This window comes from Specibacter cremeus (genome assembly GCF_003946885.1).
GTDB lineage: Bacteria > Actinomycetota > Actinomycetes > Actinomycetales > Micrococcaceae > Specibacter > Specibacter cremeus.
In genome coordinates this window covers 1-5,996 of the sequence record NZ_RWKQ01000085.1, presented here as the reverse complement: position 1 = coordinate 5,996, position 5,996 = coordinate 1, and the positions used below count along the sequence as shown (strand labels likewise).

Annotated in this window: 6 protein-coding genes and 1 pseudogene; 5 read left to right on the top strand and 2 right to left on the bottom strand. The window is 63.5% G+C overall.

Going from position 1 to position 5,996, the window contains the following annotated elements; translation table 11 throughout:
• The first annotated feature begins 79 nt into the window (after positions 1-79).
• The 5 genes and pseudogenes from EJC77_RS20055 (at position 80) to EJC77_RS20040 (ending at position 3,927) form a co-directional block, all read left to right on the top strand.
• Positions 80-790 (top strand): amino acid ABC transporter ATP-binding protein, encoded by a 711-nt coding sequence (locus EJC77_RS20055; RefSeq protein WP_125617032.1) that lies wholly within the window; start codon positions 80-82, stop codon positions 788-790.
• Between the two features lie 31 nt (positions 791-821).
• On the top strand, positions 822-1,982 hold the full coding sequence (locus EJC77_RS20050; protein WP_125617029.1) for a M20 family metallopeptidase: 1,161 nt from the start codon (positions 822-824) through the stop codon (positions 1,980-1,982).
• A 102-nt stretch (positions 1,983-2,084) separates the two neighbouring features.
• Entirely contained in the window at positions 2,085-2,261 is a 177-nt protein-coding gene (locus EJC77_RS20585; RefSeq protein WP_164520510.1) for an MHS family MFS transporter, read from the top strand.
• A pseudogene (locus tag EJC77_RS20045) lies at positions 2,227-3,141 on the top strand (Tn3 family transposase); the annotation flags it as partial. The gene EJC77_RS20585 and the pseudogene EJC77_RS20045, both read left to right, overlap by 35 nt.
• 192 nt (positions 3,142-3,333) lie before the next feature.
• Positions 3,334-3,927, top strand: coding sequence for a hypothetical protein (locus EJC77_RS20040; RefSeq protein WP_125617026.1), 594 nt, complete (start codon positions 3,334-3,336; stop codon positions 3,925-3,927).
• Positions 3,928-4,179: 252 nt separating this feature from the next.
• Here EJC77_RS20040 and EJC77_RS20035 read toward each other — a convergent pair whose 3' ends face one another.
• Together EJC77_RS20035 and EJC77_RS20030 are read right to left on the bottom strand one after the other, a co-directional pair.
• Positions 4,180-5,433 (bottom strand): APC family permease, encoded by a 1,254-nt coding sequence (locus tag EJC77_RS20035; protein ID WP_125617024.1) that lies wholly within the window; start codon positions 5,431-5,433, stop codon positions 4,180-4,182.
• Positions 5,426-5,746, bottom strand: a complete 321-nt coding sequence (locus EJC77_RS20030) for an Rv3488 family transcriptional regulator (protein WP_125617021.1) — start codon at positions 5,744-5,746, stop codon at positions 5,426-5,428. Before EJC77_RS20030 ends, EJC77_RS20035 begins: the two co-directional genes overlap by 8 nt.
• Between the last annotated feature and the right edge of the window lie 250 nt (positions 5,747-5,996).

Genomic DNA, 5,996 nt, shown 5'->3' with positions numbered 1-5,996 from the left:
CCAACCGGGCACGCCCGCTCCACCCGCCACGCCGGCATCACCGCAGGTCAGCGACCCAACCAGCCACTTTGCCGGGGCCCTGGTCCTGAAGGGGATCAACCTGACCGTGGAGAAGCAGCAGGTCGTCTGCCTGATCGGACCGTCCGGGTCCGGGAAGTCCACGCTGCTGCGCTGCGTGAACCATCTGGAGATGACCACCTCGGGAGCCATCATCGTTGGCGGCCGGATGATCGGCTACGACGTCCGAGGCGACCAGCTCCAGGAGGCATCCCAGGCGGAGATCAACAAGCGCCGGTCCAAGATCGGCATGGTCTTCCAGTCCTTCAACCTCTTCGGCCACATGACGGCCAAGGAAAACGTCATGTTCGGTCCCATCAAACTGCTGAAAATGTCCAAGAAGGACGCGGAGGCCCACGCCCGGGAGCTGTTGCGCAAAGTCGGCCTCGCGGACCGGATGGACAACTACCCGTCCCAGCTCTCCGGCGGACAGCAGCAGTGCGTGGCGATCGCCCGTGCCCTGTCGATGAAACCGGAGGTCATGCTCTTTGACGAGCCCACCTCGGCCCTCGACCCCGAGCTCGTTGGGGAAGTCCTGGACGTCATGAAACAGCTTGCCCGCGACGGGATGACGATGATCGTCGTCACCCACGAGATGGGATTTGCCCGCGAGGTCGGCGACGTCGTCGTCTTCATGGACGACGGTGTCATCGTCGAGCAGGGCGACCCGGGGGAAATCCTTGCCAACCCCCAACACGAGCGGACAAAGTCTTTCCTCTCCAAAGTGATCTGACAAACGACAACCAACCGAAAGGCCGGCCACAGTGACCACCGGAACAGCGCAGGACCTCAAGCACGAAGCCGAATCCGCGTTGCGGGAGAACCTCGAAGGCGTCCTGGCTTTCAGCCACTTGCTCCACGAACACCCCGAACCCGGATTCGAGGAACACCAGGCTGTCCAGTGGCTGGCAGAAGAATTGAAGAAAGTGCCAGGGTCGCGGATCGAGGTCGGACTGGGGCAGCTTTCCACCGCGCTCAAAGCGGGGGTGGGCGATGGTGAGCTGGTGCTGACCATCTGTGCCGAATACGACGCCCTTCCCGGGGTCGGGCATGCCTGCGGCCATAACATCATCGCCTCCGCAGTCCTGGGTGCGTTCACCGCACTGGCCCCGCTCGCCGACCGGCTCGACGTCACGATCCGGCTGCTTGGCACTCCGGCTGAGGAAAACGGCGGCGGCAAGGTCCTCATGCTGGAGCAGGGCGACTTCGACGGGACCCACGCGGCCATGATGGTCCATCCCGGCGACGTGGACGAATTTGAGATGCTGCCCTACGCGTGCGCCGGCTACAGGGTCACCTTCCACGGTCGCAGCGCCCACGCCTCCGCCCACCCCTGGGACGGCATCAACGCCCTTGATGCAATGACGGTGGCCCTGACCGCGATAGGGCTGGCCCGCCAGCAACTCGAACCCGGGCAGCAGATCCACGGCTGCGTTGACAGTGCCGGGACCGCGCCCAACGTCATCCCGGAACTGGCTACGGGGCAATGGATGGTGCGCGCCCACGACGTCGACTCCCTGGCAAGGGCCACCACCGTCCTGAACCGGTGCTTGGAGGCCGGCGCGATCGCGGCCGGGGCCCGGCTTGAGGTCGCCCAGGAAGGCCCGGTCTACGCCGAACTCCGCACGGATGCGGTGATGGCCGATCTGTTCGCGCACAACTCGGCCGCCCTGGGCCGGCCCATGGGCCCGGCCAGCAGCCGCGGCGGATCCTCCGACATGGCCAACGTCTCCCACCACTTCCCAACCATCCACCCCATGATCAGCCTCGGGGAAGGATGCCCTCCCATCCACAACCAGGCCTTCGCCGAAGCCTCAGCCTCTACCGATGGTGACCAGGCGATCTGGGACGGCGCCCTGGCCATGGCCTGGACCTGTATCGACCTGGCGGATCACCAGGAACATCGGACCCGACTGCTCGGGTAGTTCGAAGGCAACGGTGGGGCGAACGTCGTCAAGCACGACGCTGATGATGGGCTCCGCGTCCATTGCCATCGGGCTGTTGCCCTCGCACGCCCAGGTCGGGGGATGGGCATCGGCGGGTACTACCTGGTCACCACGTACCTGACCACCTGCGGTACGGAACACGCCGGCCTGGATGCGCCGGTCATTCTCAACGGCCTGTCCATTGCCGCGGCCGTCGGACCGGTCATCACACCCGTCATCGGCTGGCAAGGGCATCACCTGGCTGAACGCAATCAATGACCAGGTGGCGGGCATCGGACAGATGGTGGTGCCCGGCACCCCACGCGACTCCCTGTTCATCCTGGACGCCCTATTGAACCTGGACGGCGGGGTGAAGCCGGAGATGATCGCCACCGACAACGCCTCATACTCCGACATGGTCTTCGGTATCTTCAAAATGCTCGGCTACCGCTTCTCCCCGCGCTTCAAGGACCTCCAAGACCAACGATTCTGGAAAGCCCAAATGCCCGGCGCCGAGCCAGCAGACGGCTACGGGCCGCTGGAGCCACTTGCCCGCAACAACAAAGTGAACGTGAACAAAGTGCTCACCGCTTGGCCGGACATGCTGCGGGTCGCCGGCTCCCTGGTCACCAACCAGGTGCGCGCCTATGACCTGCTGCGGATGTTCGGCCACGAGGGCCGCCCCACACCGCTCGGTCAAGCCTTTGCTGAATACGGGCGAATCGCCAAGACCCTGCACCTGCTTGCCGTCGTCGACCCCGTGGATGACACCTACCGGCGGCAAATGCACAAGCAGCTCACCGTGCAGGAGTCCCGCCACAAGTTGGCCCGCGACATCTGCCACGGCAAGAAGGGCACCATTCACCAGGCCTACCGCGACGGAATGGAGGACCAGCTCGGCTCCCTCGGCCTGGTCCTCAACGCCGTCGTGCTCTGGACGACCCGCTACATCGACGCCGCAGTCGCCCAACTCCGCACCGAGGGCCACGAGATCCGCGACGAGGACGTTGCCCGACTCTCCCCACTCAAACACAAGAACCTCAACCTGCTCGGCCGCTACAACTTCACCGCCACCCAGCCGGCGGGCGGCAACCTGCGCCCGCTGCGTAATCCAGACACAGCCGGACTCGACGACGACGAGGACGGCGCGGAAGACTGAAAGGCCCCAAGGGCCGGCTAGGGTGGTAATCAGTGTGGACTTCGGCGCTCTGTGGCGGTTTTCTGTGGCCGCTCTTTGTCCGTGAGTGTTAGCCCGGAGTGACGGCCAACTTGCTGTTTCACCTAAGGATTCCTACCGATGTGCTGACTGCAGAAAAGCCGCTCCGTCGGTGGCTGCCGATAGGCTCCCTGCATGCACAACAAAGATGATGGACAGCTGGCCAGCCTCGAAGACGATGCCCGGTCGATCGAAGGATCACTCGTTTCCACGGCCAGCTCATGGGCTCTTGACCAAGGCGCCCTTGCGCGAGCGTTTCTTCTGCAGGAAGCCCGGCTCGTCGTTGTCAATCAGGCGGAGGTAACCGAGCGGATTGCTGATGAAGTACCGGAACTGAAGGCCGAGATTGAGGAGATTTGCAATGAAGTCACAGCGACGTTCGAGCGATGGAGTGCCTCGATCGGCTTGGCAGAAGCAAAGACCTTGGCGCAAGACCCCAGGAAAGCATTTCTCGAACTTAGCAGGCACGCTCACGATGCATTCGGTGAAGCCTTTATTCGGCGCGGGTACGACCCCGGGTCTCGTGACTGGACGAGCGGAACCTCGAACTGGCACTTCTACATACCCGAAACGGGCACTGCCCGAAATCCGTTTATGAAGTACGCCCAGGGCACCGACGAAGACCTCTCGGAACTATGGAACTCGTGGGAAGCGATTACGCGGGAGATCACTACCACCAGAGACCAGATTCAACGCAGCCGTGCCGCTACCCTCTGGGATGCAGATTAGGCTTGGGGCGTTTGTACCCACGGTAGATTGCGGCCCGGGCGATGTCGCAGAGTTCTGCCAGTTCGGCCGGTGTGGGTGCCGGCAACGTGAACGGCGAGCAGTTGACGGCGTTTGAAGGCCATCACGCTGGGCTGCCTGCCGCGTAGATTCCCTGTGCGCTTCACGGATTTTTATTCCAATCCGCTCGAACTCTGCGACCGACTTCGCAGTCGTGTGCGCTGACTGTATCGACTCCTTTCCGGTGTCCGGAAGTTACCGTTGTTGGCGTAGCCGGAGCACTCGCAGCAGGATGCCGACAGCAAAGACGGCCAATCCGGTCAGGACCGAGGCCGTTGGCAGCGTCGCTACCAAGGCAACACATGCCACGGCGCCGATGGCTTGCAGTGCCTTGGGGTAGCGGCGATCAGCGTCAGGTTGGGTGGATGCGGCAATATTTGCCACCAGGTAGTAGATGAGGACGCCGAAGGACGAGAATCCGATGGCTCCGCGCAGGTCCGCCACGGCGATCACTGCGCAAATCACGACCGCTAGGACCACTTCGGCGCGATGCGGGACCTGGTAGCGAGGGTGGACGGCTGCAAGCCAATTCGGCAGGTCGTGTTCCCTTGCCATGGCCAGACTGGTGCGGCCCAACCCGGCCACCAAGGCCAGCAGGGCCCCCAGCGCGGCCACGGCTGCGCCGATGCGTACGATCGGTGCGGCCCATGCCCACGTCCCCGAACCCACGAGGCTGGCCAGGGGCGTTGCGGAGGCCGCGATTCCCTCGGGGCCGAGGGTGGCCAGGAGCGTCACGGCGATGACCGCGTACACGATGATGGTGATGAGCAGGGCAATGCCGATGGCGCGCGGGATGGTTCGCTTGGGGTTGCGGACCTCTTCGCCCATGGTCGCGATCCGTGCGTACCCGGCGAACGCGAAGAACAGCAGTCCTGCGGATTGCATGATCCCGTACCACCCGTGAGCAAGGAGGCCTTCGCCAAGAATGTTCAGCGGAGCGGGTCCGCTGCCTCCCCAAGCGGCGGCCACGCCAATGGCCAGGGCAACGAGTACGGCAACAACCAGGATTCGTGTCAGCCGTGCGGTGCGAGTGACTCCGTGGTAATTCACGGCCGCGAGGCCGATTACGGCGGCGATGGCAACTGGTCGTTCCCATCCGGCCGGGGCCGCGTAGGCGGCAAAGGTCATGGCCATCGCTGCGGCGCTGGCGGTTTTGCCGATGATGAAGCCCCACCCGGCCAAGTATCCTGACCACGGGCCAAGGCGTTCACGCCCGTATACGTAGGTTCCACCCGAGGTCGGATATGCCGCTGCCAGCTGGGCGGACGATGTGGCATTGCAGAAAGCGACAAACGCCGCCACCACGAGACCCACCAGAAGGCCCGATCCCGCCGCCGCGGCGGCAGGGGTGAAGGCCGCAAAAACACCAGCGCCGATCATCGACCCCAGCCCGATAACCACAGCGTCGGCAGTCCCTAATCGGCGCGCCAAGGTTGGCTGATTACTCATCTTCACTGTCCTTTTGCGGCGTGGGGAGCACTTCGGCGGCTAGCTCGGCAACGGCCTTGCGGCCCTCGGCCAGTGCTTCGATGCCTTGCGGTGTGGCCCGGTAGATTCGACGGGGACGCCCGTCAACGACATCCTGGCGAGAGGTGAGCAGTCCTTGCTCTTCCATCCGGTGAAGGGTTGGATACAGGGTTCCCGGGGAAATCGAGTATCCATGGTTGGAGAGTTCCTCTGACATCCATGCGCCGTGGATTTCTTCCTCGGCGGCATGATGCAGGATGTGCAACCGGACGGCTGCCCGGGTTAGTTCACGCATTTGGCCTCACTCAAAATCAATCATATCGGGAACCGATATCTAGAATCGATATTACTCGTGGTTCCTCCTGCATGGAGCCGTTGCGCTATTTGTTGGGGAACTGTTCATCTGGACGCGGCGTCCTGCTGCATGCGGCAGTTGGAGACCAAGGGCAAGTTCCTGTGCTGGTAACTGGTCAGGTTCTTTGACGGCGTGTCATCCTGCGACTTTGGTGAGGTTGCGGAAGACTGGCTTGCATGTCCCGGCCAAG

Bases quoted from the DNA above. Each gene is read 5' to 3' on its own strand.
- EJC77_RS20585 (WP_164520510.1), top strand. From the start codon at position 2,085: ATGGGCATCGGCGGGTACTACCTGGTCACCACGTACCTGACCACCTGC.
- EJC77_RS20035 (WP_125617024.1), bottom strand. From the start codon at position 5,433: ATGAGTAATCAGCCAACCTTGGCGCGCCGATTAGGGACTGCCGACGCT.
- EJC77_RS20040 (WP_125617026.1), top strand. From the start codon at position 3,334: ATGCACAACAAAGATGATGGACAGCTGGCCAGCCTCGAAGACGATGCC.
- EJC77_RS20030 (WP_125617021.1), bottom strand. From the start codon at position 5,746: ATGCGTGAACTAACCCGGGCAGCCGTCCGGTTGCACATCCTGCATCAT.